Origin of the sequence: Vibrio sp. VGrn 2, from assembly GCF_009361695.1 — a bacterium.
Taxonomy (GTDB): domain Bacteria; phylum Pseudomonadota; class Gammaproteobacteria; order Enterobacterales; family Vibrionaceae; genus Vibrio; species Vibrio diabolicus.
In genome coordinates this window covers 157,161-177,486 of the sequence record NZ_RBWD01000011.1, presented here as the reverse complement: position 1 = coordinate 177,486, position 20,326 = coordinate 157,161, and the positions used below count along the sequence as shown (strand labels likewise).

19 protein-coding genes are annotated in these 20,326 nt (G+C 45.7%); 7 read left to right on the top strand and 12 right to left on the bottom strand.

The features are described from left to right. Nucleotides 1–54 precede the first annotated feature (54 nt). The 3 genes from tyrA to nagZ form a co-directional block, all read right to left on the bottom strand. On the bottom strand, nucleotides 55–1,182 hold the full coding sequence (gene tyrA, locus D8S93_RS17830; protein ID WP_152814525.1) for a bifunctional chorismate mutase/prephenate dehydrogenase: 1,128 nt from the start codon (nucleotides 1,180–1,182) through the stop codon (nucleotides 55–57). 21 nt (nucleotides 1,183–1,203) lie between these two features. Then, nucleotides 1,204–2,280 (bottom strand): 3-deoxy-7-phosphoheptulonate synthase, encoded by a 1,077-nt coding sequence (locus D8S93_RS17825; RefSeq protein WP_005397501.1) that lies wholly within the window; start codon nucleotides 2,278–2,280, stop codon nucleotides 1,204–1,206. A gap of 207 nt (nucleotides 2,281–2,487) precedes the next feature. Continuing rightward, nucleotides 2,488–3,471 carry a beta-N-acetylhexosaminidase gene (nagZ, locus tag D8S93_RS17820; RefSeq protein WP_104969088.1) on the bottom strand — a complete coding sequence of 328 codons (984 nt, stop codon included), beginning with the start codon at nucleotides 3,469–3,471 and terminating at the stop codon, nucleotides 2,488–2,490. Between the two features lie 99 nt (nucleotides 3,472–3,570). Here nagZ and D8S93_RS17815 point away from each other — a divergent pair, with 99 nt between their 5' ends. After that, complete coding sequence (locus D8S93_RS17815) at nucleotides 3,571–4,683, top strand: anhydro-N-acetylmuramic acid kinase (protein WP_152814523.1); 1,113 nt, start codon at nucleotides 3,571–3,573, stop codon at nucleotides 4,681–4,683. 36 nt (nucleotides 4,684–4,719) lie between these two features. Further along, on the top strand, nucleotides 4,720–5,649 hold the full coding sequence (murQ, locus tag D8S93_RS17810; RefSeq protein ID WP_134647790.1) for an N-acetylmuramic acid 6-phosphate etherase: 930 nt from the start codon (nucleotides 4,720–4,722) through the stop codon (nucleotides 5,647–5,649). A gap of 51 nt (nucleotides 5,650–5,700) precedes the next feature. Here the strand turns inward: murQ and D8S93_RS17805 are convergent, their stop codons facing one another. Together D8S93_RS17805 and D8S93_RS17800 are read right to left on the bottom strand one after the other, a co-directional pair. After that, nucleotides 5,701–5,973, bottom strand: coding sequence for a hypothetical protein (locus D8S93_RS17805; RefSeq protein WP_012842127.1), 273 nt, complete (start codon nucleotides 5,971–5,973; stop codon nucleotides 5,701–5,703). A 113-nt stretch (nucleotides 5,974–6,086) separates the two neighbouring features. After that, on the bottom strand, nucleotides 6,087–6,428 hold the full coding sequence (locus D8S93_RS17800; protein WP_012842128.1) for a DUF2799 domain-containing protein: 342 nt from the start codon (nucleotides 6,426–6,428) through the stop codon (nucleotides 6,087–6,089). 280 nt (nucleotides 6,429–6,708) lie between these two features. Here D8S93_RS17800 and D8S93_RS17795 point away from each other — a divergent pair, with 280 nt between their 5' ends. From D8S93_RS17795 to D8S93_RS17780, 4 genes are all read left to right on the top strand, one after another. Further along, nucleotides 6,709–8,193 carry a carbon starvation protein A gene (locus tag D8S93_RS17795; RefSeq protein WP_005381914.1) on the top strand — a complete coding sequence of 495 codons (1,485 nt, stop codon included), beginning with the start codon at nucleotides 6,709–6,711 and terminating at the stop codon, nucleotides 8,191–8,193. Nucleotides 8,194–8,386: 193 nt separating this feature from the next. After that, nucleotides 8,387–10,057, top strand: a complete 1,671-nt coding sequence (locus tag D8S93_RS17790) for a sensor histidine kinase (RefSeq protein ID WP_152814521.1) — start codon at nucleotides 8,387–8,389, stop codon at nucleotides 10,055–10,057. 31 nt (nucleotides 10,058–10,088) lie between these two features. Then, complete coding sequence (gene btsR, locus D8S93_RS17785; protein WP_006743107.1) at nucleotides 10,089–10,817, top strand: two-component system response regulator BtsR; 729 nt, start codon at nucleotides 10,089–10,091, stop codon at nucleotides 10,815–10,817. Nucleotides 10,818–10,888: 71 nt separating this feature from the next. Beyond that, nucleotides 10,889–11,362, top strand: a complete 474-nt coding sequence (locus D8S93_RS17780; protein WP_152814519.1) for a low molecular weight phosphatase family protein — start codon at nucleotides 10,889–10,891, stop codon at nucleotides 11,360–11,362. A gap of 46 nt (nucleotides 11,363–11,408) precedes the next feature. Here the strand turns inward: D8S93_RS17780 and ispH are convergent, their stop codons facing one another. The 6 genes from ispH to murJ all read right to left on the bottom strand — a co-directional run bounded on the left by ispH (nucleotide 11,409) and on the right by murJ (nucleotide 19,030). Continuing rightward, entirely contained in the window at nucleotides 11,409–12,374 is a 966-nt protein-coding gene (gene ispH / locus D8S93_RS17775; protein WP_193621637.1) for a 4-hydroxy-3-methylbut-2-enyl diphosphate reductase, read from the bottom strand. Between the two features lie 23 nt (nucleotides 12,375–12,397). Then, nucleotides 12,398–12,829, bottom strand: a complete 432-nt coding sequence (gene fkpB, locus D8S93_RS17770; RefSeq protein ID WP_012842130.1) for an FKBP-type peptidyl-prolyl cis-trans isomerase — start codon at nucleotides 12,827–12,829, stop codon at nucleotides 12,398–12,400. 156 nt (nucleotides 12,830–12,985) lie between these two features. Then, nucleotides 12,986–13,495, bottom strand: a complete 510-nt coding sequence (lspA, locus tag D8S93_RS17765) for a signal peptidase II (RefSeq protein ID WP_005397302.1) — start codon at nucleotides 13,493–13,495, stop codon at nucleotides 12,986–12,988. Nucleotides 13,496–13,568: 73 nt separating this feature from the next. Next, on the bottom strand, nucleotides 13,569–16,397 hold the full coding sequence (gene ileS / locus D8S93_RS17760; RefSeq protein WP_152814517.1) for an isoleucine--tRNA ligase: 2,829 nt from the start codon (nucleotides 16,395–16,397) through the stop codon (nucleotides 13,569–13,571). A gap of 64 nt (nucleotides 16,398–16,461) precedes the next feature. Further along, a complete protein-coding gene (gene ribF, locus D8S93_RS17755; protein ID WP_046873948.1) occupies nucleotides 16,462–17,397 on the bottom strand; it encodes a bifunctional riboflavin kinase/FAD synthetase in 936 nt (311 codons plus the stop codon). A 70-nt stretch (nucleotides 17,398–17,467) separates the two neighbouring features. After that, nucleotides 17,468–19,030 (bottom strand): murein biosynthesis integral membrane protein MurJ, encoded by a 1,563-nt coding sequence (murJ, locus tag D8S93_RS17750; protein WP_074192056.1) that lies wholly within the window; start codon nucleotides 19,028–19,030, stop codon nucleotides 17,468–17,470. 305 nt (nucleotides 19,031–19,335) lie between these two features. On the opposite strand from murJ, the gene rpsT reads away from it, so the two are divergent. Next, nucleotides 19,336–19,596 (top strand): 30S ribosomal protein S20, encoded by a 261-nt coding sequence (rpsT, locus tag D8S93_RS17745; RefSeq protein ID WP_005381938.1) that lies wholly within the window; start codon nucleotides 19,336–19,338, stop codon nucleotides 19,594–19,596. Nucleotides 19,597–19,902: 306 nt separating this feature from the next. On the opposite strand, the gene D8S93_RS17740 is transcribed toward rpsT, so the two are convergent. Next, nucleotides 19,903–20,205: an ArsR/SmtB family transcription factor gene (locus D8S93_RS17740; RefSeq protein WP_005397309.1), complete on the bottom strand. Its 303-nt coding sequence runs from the start codon at nucleotides 20,203–20,205 to the stop codon at nucleotides 19,903–19,905. Nucleotides 20,206–20,326 lie beyond the last annotated feature (121 nt).

Here is a 20,326-nt window from a genome sequence, read left to right as displayed (position 1 = left end):
GCAGCGTCAGCTGCTCTTTTCGTTTCGGGCTCCACACGGATAGATAACCCGCGATTAACCACGATGAATATTATCATTCGCCTGTTTGAGTAAGTTTTGGCTCTCATTCATAAATTGTAGTGAATAATCACCAAACCACTCACTCACCTGCTCAAAGCTTTCGACAAATTTGGCTTTATCTTTGCTGTCCAAAATCGCAAGTGCTTCGCCGAAGCGTTGGTGGAATCGCTTAATCATGTCGATGTTTTCTTGCGATGAGAGAATAATGTCACCGTAGAGGTTTGGATCCTGACCAAACAGACGCCCTACCATCGCCAACTCCAGGCGGTAGATTGGTGAGCTCAACTTTAACAGTTGCTCAATGTTCGGGTTCTCTTTGCTTAGATGCATGCCGTAAGCAAATGAGGTGAAGTGACGCAGCGCTTGGATTAACGTCATGCCATGATCGTGCTCTTGCGCATCAATCTGACACAAGCTCGCGCCCCAAATACCAAACTGTTGCAGCAACCATTGGTATTGATCATTTCCACGGCCATCACAGTACACAATAACCTGCTTGGCAAGGCTCGGAACATCTGGGCCAAACATTGGGTGCAAACCAACCACCGGTCCTTGGTGCACATTCAACATTGCTTGCAGTGGCTTAGATTTGATAGAAGTCAGGTCACACAGAATGCAGTCTTGTGGCAGATTACCTAGCTTTTCAATCACACCTTCTGTTAGGTGAATTGGCACAGTAACCACCACCAGGCCCGCACCTTTTAGGATGTTATCCGCACGATCCCAGTCTTTGCTGCCAAGCACTTTGACTTGATAACCAGATAGCTTGAACATACGTCCAAACAAGCCGCCTAACTGGCCATTACCACCAATAATGACCACTGAGCGTAATTCAGGGTTCAAACACTTAAAACCGGAGTCTTTTTCACTGGCATAAGACTCACGCATGGTACGACGCAGAATATCTTCAATAAGCTGTGGAGGAATTCCCATTTTCTCAGCTTCTGCTCGGCGAGAAGCCAGCATCGCCGCTTCGCGGTCTGGAGCATAAATTGGCAAACCATGTTCGCTTTTTACTTCCCCAACTTTCTCTACCAGCGCCAAACGCTGAGCTAATAGCTCCAACATTTGCTTGTCGACTGCATCAATCTGATCGCGTAATGCGTTAAGTTCAACTGCCATTGATGTTCCTTAAATCCTGTATTAATTAGCCTTTAGACGATTTTCTAAGAAAGGCACTAGCTCTTCATGTGCATGACGTAATAGTGCCTCAGTTGAATCCCAATTGATACATGCGTCAGTGATAGATACACCGTATTTCATCTCTTCAAGAGCTAAGTCAGAAGATTGATTTCCTTCATTGATATGGCTTTCAATCATAAGACCGATAATGGACTTATTACCTTCACGGATTTGGTGAATAACATCTTCTGCGACCAATGGCTGGCGACGGTAATCTTTACGTGAGTTGGCGTGACTACAGTCCACCATTAATGACGCATCAAGGCCAGACTTCGCCATTTCTTGCTCACACTCAGTAACTGACACTGAGTCGTAGTTAGTTTGCTTGCCACCACGTAAGATCACGTGTCCATTGGCATTGCCCTGAGTGGTCAACAGTGCTACTTGTCCCTCACGGTTAATTCCCATAAAACGGTGGCTAGAAGACGCAGCTTGCATCGCATTGATTGCGGTTGCCAAACTGCCATCCGTGCCATTTTTAAAACCAATTGGCATAGACAAGCCACTTGCCATTTCACGGTGAGTTTGTGACTCCGTAGTACGTGCGCCGATCGCAGCCCAACTAAAAGTATCCGCCAAGTATTGTGGGCTAATTGGGTCCAGAGCTTCAGTCGCGAGCGGGATTTCCATCTCTGCCAATTCCACTAGCAGTTCGCGTCCAACATGCAGACCATGTTCAATATCGAAGCTGCCATCGAGGTGCGGATCGTTAATCAACCCTTTCCAGCCGACCGTGGTGCGTGGTTTTTCAAAGTAAACACGCATAACAATATACAGTTGGTCACTTAGTTGTTCAGAGAGCGCTTTAAGACGTTTTGCGTAATCCTTCGCCGCTTCCACGTCGTGGATAGAACATGGACCACATACAACCAGCAGGCGATGATCCTTTTTATGAATAATATTAGCGATAGTTTGGCGAGACTCTTGAATAAAGCGGCGCGCTTTTTCACTCAAAGGAAGCTTGGTTTTTAGTTCCTCTGGGGTAATAAGAACCTGCTCTTCGCTAATATTAATATTGCTCAACTCACTTTTCTGCATAACTCTAACCTGTATATTTATTTTTACACCCAACCAAATCCTTGGTGAGACAACTAAGCTTTAAAGACAAGATAACAGGCTAAAAAAGAAAAACAAGCGTACACAATAAAAAACATTTGGTGTAAATATTTATTTACAGACAAATAAAAAGCCAAAGTATAATTAACTTTGGCTTCTAATCGGTGTTTTGAATCGTTTACAAGAGGTTTAGCTGGTCAAGCGTTTCATCGCTTCACTCGCCGCTTTCCACTCTTGAGATAACTTGAGATCGCTTAGAGAAAACGACTGTTTTTTCAGTAACGCATCCGCCAGTGGCACTGTTGATACTGGCAAGTTATCCAACACCTCAATGTGTGCTTCACGCTTATTACACATCAATAGCATATCGCAACCGGCTTTCAAGGCTTGAACCCCACGCTCGGCAGGACTACCCATGATTGCAGCGCCTTCCATAGTCAGATCATCGGAGAAAACCAAGCCTTTAAAACCGAGTTGCTGTCGCAAAACTTGTTTCAACCAGTATTCTGAACCACTCGCAGGCTGAGAGTCGTAGTTCGGAAAAATCACGTGAGCAGGCATCATGGCATCTAAAATACCGGCATCAATTTGCGCTTTAAAGATAGCCATGTCTTGTTCAAAAATGTCGCTGCGCTCGTCGTATGGCGTTTCTAAGTGTGAGTCAGCAATCACACCACCGTGACCCGGGAAGTGTTTGCCTGTTGTTGCCATTCCAACGCTCTTCATACCCTGCATGTAAGCGGTGCTAAATCGAAGAATGGTATCGGCATCTTCGCCAAATGCTCGGTTACCGATCGCTTTACATTGATGACCTTTATCGAGCACGGGTGCAAAGCTTAAATCAATGTCGTGTGCTATCAACTCCGCTGCCATTAGCCAACCGCCCATACATGCTAACTCTTCACCATTTTGATGTTTGGCGTATTCTTCGGCTGCAGGGATCAACGAGAAACCTTCACGGAAGCGTTGTACTCGCCCCCCTTCTTGATCCACACCGATCAAAATCGGGCGCTTGGCTGCCTTGCGGATTGATTGAGTAAGTGCTTGAAGCTGTTCACTATCATGATAGTTACGAGCAAATAGAATTAAGCCACCAACCGTAGGATGTTCCAGAATTTCTTTGTCTTCAGCGGTCAGTTCATAACCCGCGACGTCAACCCATAACGGTCCCATGTTTTCTCCTCAAAATCGGCTGAATATCTCGTATTCGATGAGGTTATTCGCTTCAGATTTGCTTTACAATAAGTGAATGAAGAATTGACGAGATCGGCTATGAAATTTAACGAACTGTACATTGGTGTGATGTCTGGAACGAGTATGGACGGCGTTGATACCGCTCTGGTTGAAATAAGTGATGAGCACGTTCGTCTGGTTGCGCACGACGATTATCCAATGCCCGCAGCACTAAAAGACATGCTGTTATCTGTTTGTACCGGTCAAGCAACAAATTTAAAAGCCATAGGTGAACTTGACCACCAGCTCGGCCACCTATTTGCAGATGCCGTGCTACAGCTGCTCAATAAGTCTGGTTACGTCGCAGAGCAAATTCGTGCGATTGGTAATCACGGTCAAACAGTGTTCCATCAGCCTACCGGAAACTTGCCGTTTACCACTCAATTGGGCGATGCCAACATTATCGCGGTCAAGACAGGCATTGATACGGTAGCGGATTTTCGTCGTAAAGACATGGCGCTAGGTGGACAAGGTGCACCGCTGGTTCCCGCTTTTCATAAAAGTATCTTTGCCATGCAAGATTCCACCACCGTCGTGCTGAACATCGGTGGCATTGCCAACATCTCTGTACTGCATCCCGAGCACCCAGTCATTGGCTATGACACAGGTCCGGGCAACATGTTGATGGACGCGTGGTGTGCGCTGCACACTGGGCAAAGCTTCGACAAAGATGCACAATTTGCACTGAAAGGAACGGTAAACGCTACTTTGTTGACTCAATTACTTAAAGAAGCTTACCTCGCCATGCCAGCACCTAAAAGTACCGGGCGAGAACTGTTCAATATTGACTGGCTGCATCAGCAACTGGCTCATTACAATTTACCAACCGAAGACGTACAGCGTACACTCTGCGAATATTCTGCGATTACCATTGCCAACGAAGTCGACAAGTTTTCTCATGGTATCACGCCTCAACTATTGGTTTGCGGCGGCGGTGCACGCAACCCACTTTTGATGCAACGTTTAGCGGAACTTCTCCCCCAATGGCATGTGACAACCACTACCGATAAAGGCGTTGATGGCGACTACATGGAAGCTATGGCGTTTGCTTGGCTTGCGCAGCGCCATATTCATGGCCTCCCTAGCAATTTACCGGAAGTCACAGGGGCAAGTCGCCTCGCTTCACTTGGTGTGCTCTATTCAAAAAATTAAGGGCAATAGACCCTAAACAAAAAGGCTTAATTCATTATGACGAACGATGCACTTATCGCAGCTTTATCCCATTTGGTCTCTGAAGGGCGAAATCCAGATACCATGGACATCGACTTGCTGCCTTCTCTCGATATTGTTCAACGCATCAACCAACAGGACAAACTCGTTCCGCTTGCCGTTGAAAAAGTGCTGCCTGAGATCGCTGAAGCCGTTGATAAGATCACGGAAGCATTTAAGGTCGGAGGTCGGTTGTTTTACATCGGTGCAGGCACCAGTGGTCGGCTCGGCGTCTTGGACGCTTCAGAATGCCCGCCGACTTTTGGCACGGATCCTGAGATGGTCGTTGGTATTATTGCGGGTGGAAAAGAGGCAATGTTCCGTGCAAAAGAAGGGGCAGAGGACGATCCTGCACTAGGCGAGCAAGATCTTAAAGAGAATGCGCTAACACAACGCGATGTCGTCGTTGGTATTGCGGCAAGTGGACGAACACCGTACGTGATTGGTGGCTTAGAGTATGCGAACGAACTTGGTGCCACCACTGTAGCACTATCTTGTAACCCTGACTCTCCGATTGCAGATATTGCCGATATTGCGATCAGCCCCGTTGTTGGACCTGAAGCGTTAACAGGATCCACTCGCTTAAAATCAGGGACGGCGCAAAAGCTCGTCCTGAACATGCTCACTACTGCAAGCATGATTCGCCTAGGCAAAAGTTATCAGAACTTAATGGTAGATGTGAAAGCGACGAATGCAAAGCTAGTTGCAAGAGCGGCTCGTATTGTTATGCAAGCAACAGATTGTACTAACCAAGAGGCTAAAACGGCTCTCAAAGAAACGGACTACGACGCCAAGTTAGCGATTTTGATGATTTTAACCGGGCTGGATAAAGAAAGCGCGACTGAGCAACTGAAAGCCAAACAAGGATATTTAAGAAAAGTCGTGATCGATCAAGCGAATCAATCTTAATCAATAAAGCGCCTCACTTATTTAAAAGTCAGGCGCCTTTTATGGCTTAATTTAGTAGTTCAATCGTTCAATGTGAGTAATACCGACTTTACCTTCAAGGTCGCTGAACATATGAACCATTGCTGGGTATGGTTGTGCTCCAGGATAGACAACTTCTGCATTACAGAAAAACGCATAGTTTTGTCCGGCTACGACTTGAGTAGCCACAACCAAAGGGGAGTATTTGACGCCGACAAACCCCTCGATACCTTTAGCAAATACTTCTTTATCCTCTGCTTTGAGTTCATTAAATGGACTCCAGCCACCAGCCATTTGCGTTGACATAATGTGATTCCTTTTTTCTGTGCTCACTATCAAGCAATATGAACATAGTTTAATAATGGGAATTTTGCCACAATTATGTTTTGCGGACGGTATCACAACGGCTTTATTGACTATTAATTTGAGTACTCATTCCAGCCACGCTGCCATTCCATACGGAATTTTTGTGCTTGCTCAGTACCCTCACAAACCCCTTCATAATACTGACCAGATAACCCCATTTGATACGCAAAAGCAGGGTTACAGTATTCACGTAGACCCTCTAAATAACCTTGGTCGTAGTCACTTTGCTTAACGCTACCCAACTCACGCAGCTCGCTCATCGTGCGTGATGTGTGTCCGGCTACACCATCTTGATATCCGATCTGATGCCAATCTCCTGACTTGGCAAGATCTTCCGTCGTTGCAGCGCATCCTGCAAGCAAAGCCAGCGCCAAACCTAACGTTGCCTTTTTCATGGCTCTTCCTTAAGTAATTGTTTTCAAAAATAAGCTTACCACTAATTATTGGCGTTTGCCGCTTAGCTTGCAGATTAAACCACTGATGACTCGAATCAACCGCTCACTACTGCAATCAACCGTTCGCCATTTTTAAAAACCGCTCAAGCAGTATATCGACCACTCAGTGCTCTATTCGACCACTCATCTACTAACCGAATGCATTTAACACAAGTGACGCATAACATGCATCCTGAGATTAAAAAATTACCCTACCCAACTAAGACCAAGGACAATTGCTATGATGTGGTTTCTAACCTGTGTCGCAGCCCTAATCGGCGGATACTTCATCTACGGCGCTTTCGTCGAGAAGATTTTCGGCATCAATGAAAAACGCCAAACGCCTGCTCACACCAAATCGGACGGTGTTGACTTCGTTCCAATGTCAACAAAGAAAGTTTATCTAGTTCAGCTACTTAACATCGCTGGTGTTGGTCCAATTTTCGGCCCAATCATGGGTGCACTATACGGTCCAGCGGCAATGCTTTGGATTGTTGTCGGTTGTATTTTTGCTGGCGCAGTACACGATTACTTCTCAGGCATGCTTTCAGTGCGTAACGGCGGCGCATCTGTACCTACTATCACAGGTCGCTACCTAGGTAATGGCGCAAAACACTTTATGAATATTTTTGCCATTGTCCTACTGCTTCTTGTTGGCGTAGTGTTCGTTTCTGCTCCTGCAGGCATGATTACTAACCTCATCAATGATCAAACAAGCTTGAGCGTAAGCATGACTACAATGGTTATCGCTATCTTCGCTTACTACATCATTGCGACGATTGTTCCTGTCGATAAAATCATTGGCCGCTTCTACCCACTGTTTGGCGCTCTACTTATCTTTATGTCTGTTGGTCTAATGACAGCCGTTGCGTTTTCTAGCGAACACACAGTAATGGGTGACTTCCAAGTTTCAGACATGTTCTCGAACCTTAACCCAAATGATATGCCACTATGGCCAGCACTGTTCATCACTATCGCATGTGGCGCGATCTCTGGCTTCCACGCGACTCAGTCTCCACTGATGGCGCGTTGTATGGAAAACGAGAAAAATGGTCGTTTCGTCTTCTACGGAGCAATGATTGGTGAAGGTGTTATCGCGCTAATCTGGTGTGCTATCGCTCTGTCTTTCTTCGGCTCTCTAGACGCACTATCAGAAGCTGTGAAAAACGGTGGCCCTGGTAACGTGGTATACAGCGCATCATTTGGTCTGCTTGGTGTGTTCGGTGGTATCCTTGCGTTCCTAGGTGTGGTTATCCTACCAATTACGTCTGGCGATACAGCATTTCGTTCAAGCCGCTTGATCCTTGCTGAATACTTCAACATGGAACAAAAGACGCTACGTAACCGTCTACTGATGGCACTTCCTCTGTTCGTTATCGGCGGTATCTTAACTCAAGTAGACTTCGGCATTATCTGGCGCTACTTCGGTTTTGCTAACCAAACAACAGCAGTAATGATGCTTTGGACTGCGTCCGCTTACCTACTACGTCACAACAAGCTGCACTGGATTACCACTATCCCAGCTATCTTCATGACCACGGTATGTGTCACGTTCATCTTAAACAACAGCTCGCTAGGTTTTGGTCTGCCAATGCAACTATCAACTATCGTCGGTATTGTGTTTGCCCTAGCAGTGACAGGTTACGTTATCAAAACCTCTAAGGGTAAAGGTGAAACTGAACTGGCTGACGAAGAGAAACCACAAGCCGTATCAGAAACAGCGTAATACTCGTCACATCCGAGTGACTAAGATAGGAGCCTGCCAATTGCAGGCTCTTTTTGTTTTATACCCAAATCACTTTAAGATTCAGAACTCGGAGCGCATCGTCATTTACTTAGCTGTTCTTATCTATCTGAGCCAAGCATCTTGAGGTTACTTAGGTATACAATAACAACATTGATTCTAGGTTAGGTTCACTATGGAACTGGTCATCTCCCTTTTACAACAGATGTGTGTGTACTTAGTTTTGGCTTACATGCTAAGTAAAACGCCAATCATCTTACCTTTGCTGAGTATTTCTTCGCGCTTAAGCCACCGCTTAATTTGTTACGTACTCTTCTCTGGCTTTTGTATTCTCGGCACCTATTTCGGTCTGCACATCAACGATGCTATTGCCAATACTCGTGCGATCGGCGCTGTTATGGGCGGGCTGTTTGGTGGACCTGTTGTAGGTTTCGCCGTCGGATTTACTGGTGGCATCCATCGATACTCTCTTGGTGGCTTTACTGACCTAGCCTGCGCAATTTCAACCACCGCCGAGGGCGTAATTGGTGGCTTGCTCCACGTTTACCTTATCAAGCGAAATAAAGGCGCATTGCTGTTTAATCCAAGCGTCGTATTCAGCGTCACGTTTGTTGCAGAAGTTGTGCAAATGATTTTGCTGCTCGCCGTCGCTAAACCCTTTGATCAAGCCTATGAGCTGGTGTCTGCCATTGCAGCACCGATGATCATCGCGAACTCATTTGGTGCGGCATTGTTCATGAGTATCCTGCAAGACAGAAAAGCGATCTTTGAAAAGTTTTCTGCGACGTTTTCGCGTCGAGCACTCACCATTGCTGATCGCTCAGTGGGAATTCTAAGCAACGGCTTCAACACCGAAAACGCTGAGAAAATCGCGCGTATTATTTATGAAGAAACCAAAGTGGGCGCTGTCGCGATTACCGACCAAGAAAAAATCTTGGCGTTTGTGGGCATTGGCGATGATCACCATAAACCGAACACGCCGATTTCATCGCAAAGCACATTAGACTCCATGGAGAAAAACGACATCATTTATCTTGATGGCGCAGAACGTCTATACCAATGTTCCATCGCAAAAGACTGCAAACTTGGCTCCGCGCTAATCATCCCACTGCGTGCGGGAAAAGAGGTCATTGGTACCATTAAGCTGTATGAACCGAAGCGTAAATTGTTCTCCACGGCCAACATGTCAATGGCGGAAGGGATAGCTCAGCTTCTCTCTAGCCAAATCCTGTATGGCGATTACCAACAACAACAAGCCTTGCTCGCTCAAGCAGAAATCAAACTGCTTCACGCTCAGGTGAATCCACACTTTTTGTTTAATGCACTCAATACTATTAGTGCGATTACTCGTCGTGATCCTGACAAAGCGCGCGAGCTAATCCAAAATTTATCGCACTTCTTCCGTAGCAATTTAAAGCAAAACATTAATACCGTGACGCTAAAAGAAGAGCTAGCACATGTGAACTCGTACTTGAGCATCGAGAAAGCCCGCTTTACGGACCGCTTAGAGGTTGAAATCGATATTCAGCCTGAATTGCTGGACATCAAATTGCCAAGCTTTACACTCCAGCCTTTGGTTGAGAATGCCATTAAACACGGCATTTCAAACATGCTTGAAGGTGGTAAAGTTCATATATACAGCGAAGCACACCCACAAGGTCATTTGATTACCGTCGAAGACAATGCAGGCAGTTTTGAACCGCCAAAAGAAAACCACTCCGGGCTAGGTTTAGAAATTGTCGACAAACGTCTCACTAATCAATTTGGGCGTGATGCATCGCTAAAAATTACGTGCGAGCCACATCAATTTACTAAAATGAGCTTTATCATTCCCCCAAAATCATAAAAGCACGCTGAAGCAATAAAGGTAATGTTGGATGTTAACCGCACTCGTCATTGATGATGAACAGTTTGCTCGTGAAGAGCTGACAGAGTTATTGGATGAAACAGGACAAGTTGAAGTGGTGGGCAATGCCTCAAACGCGATCCTTGGTCTAAAAAAAATCAATGAGCTCAAACCTGATGTGGTGTTTCTCGATATCCAAATGCCTCAAGTCACTGGGATTGAACTACTTGGAATGCTTGATCCAGAAACCATGCCTTATGTGGTTTTTGTCACGGCTTACGACCAGTATGCAATTCAAGCGTTTGAAGACAACGCCTTTGATTACTTGCTCAAACCTGTCGACCCATGCCGTTTAACCAAAACGGTCAAACGGCTAAATAAAGTCATTAGTCAATCCGCCCTAACTCAACAACTGTCTGCTATTACGCCCGACACTTTAGATCAGATTCCGTGCATCGGGCACAACCGTATCGTCATCATGGCCACCGACACGGTAGAATGTGCATACAGTGACATCAGCGGCGTGCATGTACGCTCCACCAGCCAAGCCGCGAGCACTCAACTGACATTAAAAACGCTAGAAGAGAAAACCCCACTGGTACGCTGTCATCGCCAATACTTAGTCAGCATTAAGGCCATCAGCGAAATCAAATTACTCGAAAACGGATTAGCAGAAATCATCACCAAAACTGGCTTTGAGATACCAGTAAGCCGCCGCTACCTTAAAGTGCTCAAAGAGATGCTGGGCATTAGCCACTAACACAAAAAGTTCACACATCACCGCTGAGTTTCCGCTAGCGTATAAATAAGACGCTCCGAAAAGACGAGGCGATGATGTATAAAGTTTTGTTCATATGTAAGCACAATGCTGGACGAAGTGTGCTCGCTGAGTCGATCGCAACCCATATCCTACCAGCAGATTTTAGTGTCGCCAGCGGTGGCTCTCATCCCACAGGCAAAGTTCACCCGGTGGTGCAAAAATATTTAGATGACCACCAACTTCCCATTCCACATATCCACACCCACTCATGGGAAGAGCGAACTCAGTTTCTTCCTGACATCGTGATTATTCTCTGTGACTCTTTACATCAAGAAACCGCTCCTCAGTGGCTTGCGGGTGGCGTCCGAGTAAACTGGCAAGTCGATGCCTTTCCGACTGAAGGTTCTGATGAAGAGGTGTACGCACATTGCGAAAGGGTTGCTCAGTCGCTTGAGCGAAGAATCACAAAGATGTCCGATATGATTATCGATGGTTTAGGGAAAGACCAAATTCGTGATTACCTAAATGAACTGAGAGAGATGTAAAAAAGGCGACCCACTGGTCGCCTTTTGAATATTCGATAAATGGAGATTAATCCACTTGCTTGATTTGCAGTTCTTTGGGTACTTCAAAGAACATATTCTCTTCACGACCAAGCACTTCATCGACCGCTTCGGCACCGACGAGTTCTTTGATTCGCTCTAGAATCTGATTAACGAGCTCTTCCGGAGCAGATGCCCCCGCAGTCACGCCGACCTTTGTTTTGCCTTCGAACCACTCAGGTTTGATATCTTCCGGACAGTCGGTTAAGTAGCCAGGTGTCCCTAGCTTTTCAGCTAGCTCTTTAAGACGTGTAGAGTTTGATGAGTTTCTAGAACCCACCACAACCATCACATCTACGTCACCCGCTAATTCACGTACGGCATCTTGGCGGTTTTGTGTCGCGTAACAGATATCGTCTTTACGTGGTCCTTGGATATCTGGGAAGACGCGGCGTAGCTCTTCGATAACATCGGCAGTTTCATCTACAGAAAGTGTCGTTTGGCTTACGTAATGAAGATCTGATGGATCTTTCACAATCGACTTCAGTTTCTCAACGTCGGCAGGGGTTTCAACCAAGTACATACCACCCGTTTCACTCGCGTACTGCCCCATTGTGCCTTCCACTTCAGGGTGACCTGCGTGACCAATCAGAACCACTTCCATATTACGGCGGCTTGCTCGCGCTACTTCCATATGCACTTTGGTTACCAAAGGACACGTTGCGTCAAATACCGTCAAATCTCGCTGCTTAGCTTCCTGACGAACCGCCTGCGATACACCATGAGCAGAAAAAATCACAATGTTGTTGTCTGGCACTTCATGCAGCTCTTCAACGAAGACAGCGCCACGTTGTTTTAGCCCTTCAACCACAAAACGGTTATGCACCACCTCATGACGAACATAAATCGGTGACTGATACATCTCTAGCGCACGCTCTACGATGCTAATCGCACGGTCTACACCAGCACAAAAGCCGCGTGGGTTAGCTAATAGGATTTTCATTTCATTGCTCATGGAAATTATCTTTATTGGGTTCGCTATTCTACTGACAAAATTTCAACTTCGAAAGTCACGTCTTGTCCCGCTAGAGGATGGTTGAAGTCCACAGTGACTGAATCGCCAGCAATCTCTGTAATAATGCCCGGGATTTCCATACCATCAGGACCACTGAACGCCATGATTGTACCCACTTCTACTTCTGCATCACCTACAAACTTAGTGCGATCCATATGGTGTACATGGTCTGGATTTGGCATGCCAAACGCGTCTTCTGCTTTTAGCTCAATCGCTTTTTGTGCGCCTGTTTCGAGGCCTATCAAGCACTGCTCAAAGTTTTCACTCAAGCTGCCATCACCCATAACAAATTTCGCTGGTTTACCCATGTTATGAGTACTATCCGCAACCGATCCGTCTTTCATTTTAATCGTAAAGTGAAGGGTTACTACAGATTCATTGGTTATTGTTGTCACGTTACTGCTTCCTTGTTCTTGGGTTATTACGCTGTCAGCTTGGTCTTTTTATACATTGATATGCTGATTGGCGCTCCAACATAATAAAAAGCGTCGCTCGAATCAACGGGCGACGCTTAGGGTTATTCAACTTTTCGCAATATACACTGCCACTACTTAGGCTTTCGCCTCGTCTTTCTTTCGAAAGCCGTCAAGAATAATCATCGCGGCACCAATACAGATCGCCATGTCTGCAAGGTTGAACGCTGGCCAGTGATAATTACCCCAGAAAAAGTCCAAATAATCCACGACAAACCCATGTATTACTCGGTCGAATACGTTGCCTACTGCGCCACCAATAATCATGGCATAAGCAATATTATTCCATTTCTCTTTCGCTGGTAGTTTGCTCATCCAGTAAGTCAAAAGACCTGTAACGATAAAAGCAATACCTGTAAATAACCAACGTTGCCAGCCCGCTTGATCACTCAAAAAGCTAAAAGCAGCACCATAGTTATGCACGTACAAAAGATTAAAGAATGGCAAAATTTCTATGCGGTTTGCCCAGCCATATCCCATGTTGTTCATTACAACATACTTAATGCCAATATCAGCTAAAAAGATAACCACCGCTAACCATAACCAGCGAATACCAGATTGCTTTAAAGACAGTGCTTTTTCACTCATTACTTTACCTACAAACAGCCCCAGTAAATACTGGGGCTGTTAATTTTAAAAAAAGTTCAGTCGTTCTAGGTAATTACGCGAATTTACGTACTTCACCTTCGCCTTCTACGTTAGACACACAACGACCACAGATTTTCTCGTGACCTTCAATTGTGCCTACGTCTGGCGTGTGGTGCCAACAACGATCACACTTCTCGCCTTCAGCTGCTGCTACTTCAACAAACAAGCCTTCGATATCCGTGGCTTGTGCTGCATCAGTCTTCTCACCTAGAGGCTTAACTTTCGCCGCAGAGGTTAGTAGAACAAAGCGCAGTTCATCTTCAAGTTTGTTGATCTTCGCCGCTAAAGCGTCATCAGCAAATAGAGTCACTTCAGCTTGTAGTGCACCACCGATGGTTTTCTCTTTACGCGCATCTTCTAGAAGTTTGTTTACTGCACCACGAACCGCTTGGATCTCAGCCCAGAATTCATTGTTCAGCTCTTCACCTTCAGCAAGGCCGAATAGACCGTCGAACCACTCACCAGTGAATACGAACTTGTCGCGCTCGCCTGGCATTTCGTTCCAGATTTCATCCGCAGTGAACGACATGATTGGCGCCATCCAACGAACTAGCGCTTCAACAATGTAGTAAAGCGCAGTCTGACAGCTACGTTGAGCGTTGCAGCCACGTTTTGCTGTGTACTGACGGTCTTTAATTACGTCTAGGTAGAAAGAGCCCATTTCGATCGAACAGAATTGCATTAGACGCTGAGTCACACCGTGTGTGTTGTACTCTTCGTATGCTTTAACAATCTCTTCTTGTGCTGCTAGCGCACGACCAACTGCCCAGCGATCTAGCGCAACCATCTCTTCAACAGGAACGATGTCTGTTTCAGGGTTGAAGCCGCTTAGGTTAGCAAGGAAGAAACGCGCTGTGTTACGGATACGACGGTAAGCATCTGCACTGCGTTTTAAGATTTCATCCGAAACCGCAACTTCACCAGTGTAGTCTGTTGAAGCAACCCATAGACGAAGAATGTCAGCACCTAACTTGTTAGTTACGTCTTTTGGCGCAACCACGTTACCGATAGATTTAGACATCTTACGACCCTGACCATCAACCACGAAACCGTGTGTCAGTACTTGTTTGTAAGGCGCTTCGTCTTTCATCGCGATAGATGAAATTAGAGAAGATTGGAACCAACCACGGTGTTGGTCAGAACCTTCTAGGTATAGGTCTGCACTGTTGCCGTTGTACTCTTCACGAGCATCAACAACGGAGAAGTGAGTGACACCTGAATCGAACCATACGTCTAGCGTATCTAGTACTTTTTCGTATTGGTCAGCGTCAGCACCTAGTAGTTCAGCAGTATCTACATCCCACCATGCTTGGATGCCTTTCTCTTCAACCAATTTCGCGACTTTCTCGATCAGCTCTAGCGTGTTTGGATGAAGTTCTGATGTTTCTTTATGAACAAACAGAGCGATTGGCACACCCCAAGTACGCTGACGAGAGATACACCACTCAGGGCGACCTTCGATCATACCTTCGATACGGCTTTGCCCCCACTCAGGCATCCACTGAACACCTTTGATGGCTTCTAGTGCTTTTGTACGTAAACCCGCTTGGTCCATAGAAACGAACCATTGAGGCGTAGCACGGAAGATGATTGGAGTCTTATGACGCCAACAGTGTGGGTAGCTGTGCTCGTAAGCGTGGTGGTGTAGTAGTGCACCTTTTTCTTTCAGTACTTCTACTACCGCATCGTTCGCTTTAAATACGTGCTGACCAGCAAATAGCTCTGTATCTGGTAGGTAAACACCGTTTGAACCAACTGGGTTTGCTACTTCTAGGTTGTACTTGTTACCAACCGCGAAGTCTTCTTGACCGTGACCCGGTGCAGTGTGAACAACGCCAGTACCTGAATCAATCGTAACGTGATCACCCAGGATCGCCGGTACAGTGAAATCGTAGAATGGGTGTTGGAATTGAGAAAGCTCAAGCTCCGCACCTTTAGCAAAACCAAGGTTGTGGAAGTGCTCGATACCAGCACGGTCCATCACGTCTTTCGCTAGTTCAGCTGCAACGATGATACGTTCAGGTTGCTCGCCTTCAACTTGGATAAGTACATACTCAAGGTCATCACGTAGACACACAGCACGGTTCGCAGGAAGCGTCCAAGGAGTTGTCGTCCAGATGACAATAGAGATATCGCCTTTACCTTCATGACCTTCAGTCAGCTCAAACTTAGACAACAGTGCCGCTTCGTCAGCCGCTTTAAAACGAACGTCGATAGATGGCGATACTTTATCTTTGTATTCTACTTCCGCTTCAGCAAGAGCAGAACCACAGTCTGTACACCAGTGAACAGGTTTGAAACCTTTTAGCAGGTGACCATTGCTTGCGATCTTACCAAGAGCACGAATAATGTTCGCTTCAGTTGCGAAATCCATAGTGCGGTATGGCTTGTCCCACTCACCCATGATACCAAGGCGTTTGAAGCTCTCTTTCTGACCTTCAACCTGACCTGCTGCGTATTCACGACATTTCTCGCGGAATTCTGCTGCCGTCACTTTTTGGCCTGGCTTGCCTACTTTTTTCTCTACCATTAATTCAATAGGTAGACCGTGGCAATCCCAGCCAGGAATGTAAGGTGCGTCAAAACCTGAAAGTGTTTTGGATTTAATAATAATGTCTTTAAGAATCTTGTTTAGTGCGTGACCAATATGAATGTCACCATTTGCGTAAGGAGGGCCATCGTGCAATACGAATGACTTTTTGCCTTTCTTAGCTTTACGGATTTCACCGTAAAGATCTTCTTTGTACCAACGCTTAAGCATTTCTGGCTCACGATTGGCCAGGTTGCCGCGCATTGGAAACCCTGTTTCAGGTAAGTTCAGGGTATCTTTATACTCACTCATCGATTCTTAATTCCGTTATATTGGGCGAAAATTAGACATTATGTTGAACGGTGGAATAAACCGCTCAACGCTTAAGCTGACGCAGCCACACCCTTGCTGCTTCAGCATCCAATTCGATTTGTTGTTTAAGTGCTTCAAACGACTCAAACTTTTGCTCATCTCGAAGTTTATGCAAAAGTTCCACTTCTAGTTGCTTGCCATATAAATTGGCATGAAAGTCGAATAAGTGTACTTCTAACTGCTGGCGAACGCCATTGACAGTCGGTCTTTGACCAATATTAGCGACACCACCAATTGGCTTATTTCCTAAGCCTAGCGCTTGAACAACATAGACTCCGGAGACCGGAGAAACACAGCGTTTCAAAGGAATATTCGCAGTAGGAAAACCTATCGTTCTTCCCAGCTTTCTTCCGTGAGAAACACGACCGCTGATGCTGTAGTTTCTTCCCAGCATCTGTTGCGCGGAATGCAAATCGTCACGCGCCAGCGCTTGACGGATAGCCGTACTGCTGACACGTAATTGTTGTAAACAAAAGCTCTGGGTACTCACGACATCAAAACCGTACTTTTCCCCTGCTTCCTGCAGCATTGCAAAGTTGCCAGTTCGGCCTTTGCCAAAGCAGAAATCATCACCAACGACAAGAAACTTAACACCCAAACGCTCGACCAACAAGTCACGGATAAATTCTTCCGCGGTTAAACTTGCAAAATGACGATTGAAATTGACGCAGAGCAAGCGATCAATATCGAGCTTACTCAATTGCACGAACTTATCGCGTAATCGCGTCAACCGTGCAGGTGCCTTGTCTTTGGCAAACAGCTCCATCGGCTGAGGTTCAAAGGTCATCACAACAGAAGGCAATGATAGCCTGTCCGCTTGCTCAGACACTTGCTGCAATACTTGTTGATGGCCTTTATGGACACCATCGAAATTGCCAATAGTCAGCACGCAACCATGATGTCGCGGGGTGATATTGTGAATGCCTCTAATCAGTTCCATTGGATACTGCTTTCTGCCTCTGTTTTTACTTTACACTGTGTGAAACTGACGGATTATATACTAATCACCCTTAGTCTGTCCCAGCTTTTAGGTCTTTTAAGCGTGCACCAGTTAAAAATAGAACCACTAGGTAAACCACGGCTCCTAGAGCGATCAACATTCCTAGTACACCGCTGCGGTGAGCAAAGCTCCAATCGAGCCACACTGACATGTCTTCCAATTGCCATAAGATCGCAGCCACCATCGCCGCACCTGCAATAACCAAACGTATAATAAAGAAGACGGTTCGTTTGGTGATTTGGTATACCCCTGCGATATGTAGACCACGATACAGCAATGCCATATTCACAAACGCCGAAAGTGCCGTCGCGATAGCCAAACCAACGTAACCATAAAAGTACGCAAAAATTGCGTTAAATACCATGTTGGTCACCATCGCAATGATGCCGTACTTTACTGGCGTTTTAGTATCTTGACGCGAGTAATAACCTGGCGCGAGCACCTTAATCAGCATGAAGTTCAACAAACCTGAAGCGTAGGCAAAAAGCGACAATGATGCTTGATGTACGTCTTGAGGAGAAAATTCACCTCGCATAAACAGAACCATCAGCATAGGTTTTGCCAGTACCATCAGACCAAGCATTGCAGGAAGGCCAAGCAAGATCACCATGCGCACCCCCCAATCCATGGTTTGCGCGAAGCCTTCACTTTGTGCGTCAACGTGTTTACGTGAAAGCGCGGGTAAAATCACAGTCGCAATCGCAATACCAAACAGACCTAAAGGAAATTCCAATAAGCGGTCTGAGTAATATAGCCAGCTGATCGAACCGGTTTGCAAAAAACTGGCGATGAACGTATCAAACAACAGGTTAATCTGACTGACCGATACGCCAAATAAAGCGGGGATCATCAAAGTACGGATTTTCACTACACCCGGATCGCGCCAGCCCCATTTTGGCTTAACCATGACGCCTGCTTTAATAAGGAAGGGAATTTGGAATAAGAACTGGACCAAACCACCTAAGAAAACACCAATAGAAAGCCCTATTTCTGGCATTTCCATTTGCGGCGAGATAAACCACGCCGCCAAAATAATCATCACATTGAGGAAAACAGGGGTAAAGGAGGAGACAGCAAATTTACCTAATGTATTGAGGATCGCGCCCGATAGAGCGACAAAGGTAATGAACCATAAATAGGGAAAGGTGATTTTGAGCATCACGCTAGCAAGCTCAAACTTTGCTGCAGCCGGGCCACCATGCATCCAGTCAAGGAACCAACCAAAACCAAACACAGCAGTGACCACGCCGGAGCCTAGGACACCTAAAATGGTAACAATCGAGACTATCACCCCTAACGTACCCGCCGCACGAGCAATGAGCTCCCGAGTTTTGTCCATGTCGCCTTGAGCATGGCTTTCCGTTAAAACAGGTACAAACGCTTGGGAAAAAGCACCTTCAGCAAACAAACGTCGTAAAAAATTAGGAATTTTATTGGCGAAGAAAAAGACGTCTGCGCTTGCTCCTGCCCCCATTAAATTTGCCACTACAACATCACGAACTAGGCCAAGAACGCGGGAAATAAATGTCATAGCACTGACGATCATGCCAGACTTGAGTAGTCGTTTACTCACTGTAACCTCGGAATATCACCATAAGACAGCTAACCCTATACTGTTTCTCTGACAGCTGCTGTAAATAGACGTCAAAAATCTATCCGCGGGTTGTAAGGAATAAGTGTGCCTTTCGCGGATAATTATTAGCATTGGTATAAAAATGCTGTTAGAATCCCCGCCATCTTAACCGCGATAACCTCTCTTACCAAAATTTGTTTTGGCTTAGATCGGTTTTTGCACAAATCATTTGACATTTAAGCGCAAATGAGGGATATTCCTCGCCCTTAAATTGTCACAGAACTAAGTTTTTGGGAGTTAGACCCTTGGCAAATAGTAAATCTGCTAAGAAGCGCGCTATCCAAGCTGAGAAACGTCGTCAGCACAATGCTAGCCGTCGCTCAATGATGCGTACTTACATGAAGAAAACTGTTGCTGCTATCGAAGCAGGCGACAAAGAAGCTGCAACTGCTGCATTCGCTGTAGTTACACCTATCCTAGACCGCATGGCAACTAAAGGCCTTATTCACAAGAATAAAGCAGCTCGCCATAAGTCTCGTTTCGCTGCACAAATCAAAGCTCTTTAATAGAGTCCTGATTTTACAGTGAAGAAAAAACCGACCTTGTGTCGGTTTTTTTATATCTACAAAATTTTCTTAATAAAAAAGCTGGCAATGCCAGCTTTTCTTTTTTCTGCACGCCTATTCAAAGGCATCAGCTTATTTACCTTATAAAGCTCAAACTGGAAAGCACCAATAAAACACTTGAGAACAAAGCAAATTGGTCGATGCGCAGCAACTCTACCATCAAAAGTTTAACGCCACTCTCAAATATTCCAACGAGTTAGATTCACAGCCTAAAATGAACGATATATTAGGTATATGTAATTAACGCTAAGCGCTTTCAGCACAATAAAGACTATGCAGTGTTTTTATTAACGCTTTCACTTCATCACTCTTCAATGTGTAGTACACGGTTTGTGCTTCTTTCCTTGTCGTGACTAGCTCATCACGGCGAAGCCAAGCAAGATGCTGAGATAATGCCGACTGGCTTAGCTCTAACTTTGCACACAGCTCTCCCACGGACAGCTCTTGGTTATGCAGCATACAAAGGATTTGTAGGCGTCTCTCGTTTGCCATCGCTTTGAGCAACACGACGGCTTTTGCGGAGTTCTGCTCCATTTCTTGTAGATTCATGTGTTGGACCTCTAGCTACAACTTACTTATTCCAACCCTGGCCAGCTTGTTGTGTTGCACTGATTTATATATCTAAGAAAATCAAGATACACTTCCAGAGTCTTCATTATTAGAACCTCTA